The 2,422-nt window shown below is 48.0% G+C and carries 3 protein-coding genes; all 3 read left to right on the top strand.

Features of this window, described 5'->3' with window-relative positions:
* Positions 1-36 precede the first annotated feature (36 nt).
* The 3 genes from QUA38_RS28510 to QUA38_RS28520 all read left to right on the top strand — a co-directional run bounded on the left by QUA38_RS28510 (position 37) and on the right by QUA38_RS28520 (position 2,348).
* Positions 37-1,134: a phosphotransacetylase family protein gene (locus QUA38_RS28510; RefSeq protein WP_333167804.1), complete on the top strand. Its 1,098-nt coding sequence runs from the start codon at positions 37-39 to the stop codon at positions 1,132-1,134.
* 278 nt (positions 1,135-1,412) lie between these two features.
* Complete coding sequence (locus QUA38_RS28515) at positions 1,413-1,916, top strand: hypothetical protein (RefSeq protein WP_039887610.1); 504 nt, start codon at positions 1,413-1,415, stop codon at positions 1,914-1,916.
* A gap of 15 nt (positions 1,917-1,931) precedes the next feature.
* Positions 1,932-2,348, top strand: coding sequence for an MAPEG family protein (locus QUA38_RS28520; protein WP_333167807.1), 417 nt, complete (start codon positions 1,932-1,934; stop codon positions 2,346-2,348).
* The last annotated feature ends 74 nt before the right edge of the window (positions 2,349-2,422 follow it).

Genomic DNA, 2,422 nt, shown 5'->3' on the forward strand with positions numbered 1-2,422 from the left:
GAAAAAACTAAATTTATTGAAATAGACAGGTGCAAATTGAGGATTGAAGGCGTACCCAAATTGACTAAATATTTGCTGATCGGTTCCACAAAAGCTTACAGCGGCAAGTCTGCCATCGCTCTGGGGATGGCACTCGGACTCCGGGACAAGGGGCTGGCAGTCGCCTACGGCAAACCTCTGGGAACCTGTTTCAGCTCCGAGGGAGCTGGGATCGAGGACGAAGACGTGCGGTTCGCGGTAGAGACGCTGAAGCTCTCAGAAAGTCAGATGCCGTCAACACTGCTCTATTTGGATGAAGAGACGGTTCACAAGCGTTTGCGGGGAGAAGACAAGACAGATTACCGCCAGTCTTTAGCGCAATATTTGCAAGCTCCCAGCGGAGACTTGGTGCTGTTAGAAGGCCCAGCTAATTTGGAGGAAGGCAGTCTGTTTGACTTGTCTTTGGCTCAAGTCGCTGAGGCAGTTGATGCTTCTGTGCTGTTGGTAGCCCGTCCGATCGATCTTTATATAGACGATTTGCTGTCGGCTAAACAGCGTTTGGGTTCGCGGTTGCTGGGAGTGGTACTTAATGACGTTCCCTCGGACAAACTCGAATCCGTAACGGCGACTGTGCGGCCTTTTCTGGAGGCTGCGGGTATTCCAGTTTTGGGAATGCTGCCGAGAAGTGCTTTGCTGCGGAGTGTTAGCGTCAAAGAATTGGTACACCAATTGAAAGCTGATGTGCTGTGCCGTCGAGACCGTTTGGATTTGATGGTGGAAACCTTGACAATTGGTGCAATGAATGTTAGTTCGGCTCTGAAGTATTTCCGCAAAGCGAGAAATATGGCGGTGGTGACGGGGGGCGATCGCACGGACATTCAGCTCGCGGCTCTGGAGAGTTCGACTCAGTGCTTAATTTTGACAGGCCACTTGCCTCCTTCTCCCCTAGTGATTGGCAGGGCAGAAGAAATGGAAATTCCGGTTTTGTCTGTTGATTTGGATACCTTAACCACGGTAGAAATTATCGACAGCACCTTTGGCAACGTGCGCCTGCATGAACCGATCAAGGTGGAATGCGTTACTCAGCTAATGGCAGAACATTTTGACCTTGATGGCATGATGGCATCCTTGGGCCTGAGCGATCGAGTCCATTAATAACAGAGCCGGAGCCGAGGGAAGAAGGTATTCGGCAGAAAGCACTTTTTGTTTAAATAAATAAAAAGCCAAAATTCTTAAATTCTCAATTTTTATTGAATTCTACCTTGAGCTCCGGCTGCCGAAGGTCTGAAGACATTCTGCATTCTGGCTTCCTCAAATCTCCAGATCCTCTAGTCTGATCCGGTAAATCAGCAATTCTTAACTTCTTTTTGGCGGCAATGGCTAGTGAGTCTGCTAAAATCCACAACGTAGTTTTATTTAATTTAATAAATTCTTTGAGTCAATCAATTGAGCTACCCAGAGTAGATGATTTTTTACAAGAACTTGCGGCGATCCAGCAAACCAGCTCCAAGCGGATTGCTCTTTTGGGTTCTCGTCACGTTCCTATTACCCACCAGCAGCTAATTGAGATGCTGAGCTACGCCATAGTTCTGGGAGGCAATCAGCTCATCACTTCTGGCGCTACAGGCACCAATTCAGCAGCAATTCGGGGGGCCATGCGAGCAGATCCTAATCTGCTGACGGTGATTTTGCCACAAAGCATGAGTCGCCAGCCTCGGGAGTCTCGCGACCAACTCGAACAAGTGATACATTTGGTAGAAAATCCCAAAAATGATAGCTTGTCTCTCCCGGAAGCAAGCGCCATGTGCAATCAGGAGATTATTTCTCGCTGCCAGCAACTGATCTGTTTTGCTTTTCACGAAAGCCACACTTTGCTGAAAACTTGCCAGGATGCGGAGGAACAGCGCAAGGTAGTTACTCTGTTCTATTTTGATTGAACTGCGAGGCGGATGATGCTGTTGGGATTACCTGTGTCGGTTATTCTGCTTGATTGTATAGCTGCTGCTGCTGCGCTGGTTTACGCACCGTTTGTGGTGGTGGCGTTCGCCCGCTTGCAACTAGGCTATGACCAAGCAGCCCCCCGCGCTATGTTTGATAAGTTGCCTGCTTACGCTCAGCGGGCAACTTGGGCTCACCAAAATTCGTTTGAGACGTTTATGCTGTTTTCAGCGGCGGCTTTGATGGCTTTTGTGACGGGGGTAGATTCGGAACCGGCGGGTTGGGCTGCGATCGCTTTTACGATCGCCCGGTTGTTGTTTTCGGTTTTCTATATTCTGAATGTGCCACTGGGGCGATCGCTCATGTTTGCGATTAGTTCTTCTTGCACAGTTACTTTATTCTATTTCAGTTTAATGGCTGTTAATGGTTAATTGTTATTAGTCAGTGGTCATTAGTCATTAGTCATTAGTTAAGAGACGCTTAATTAATGACTAATTACCAACTA

The organism is Microcoleus sp. Pol12B4 (genome assembly GCF_036701385.1).
Classification (GTDB): domain Bacteria; phylum Cyanobacteriota; class Cyanobacteriia; order Cyanobacteriales; family Microcoleaceae; genus Microcoleus.

What these genes read in the sequence shown, in the direction of transcription:
- QUA38_RS28520 (WP_333167807.1), top strand. Translation starts at nt 1,932, where the DNA reads ATGCTGTTGGGATTACCTGTGTCGGTTATTCTGCTTGATTGTATAGCT.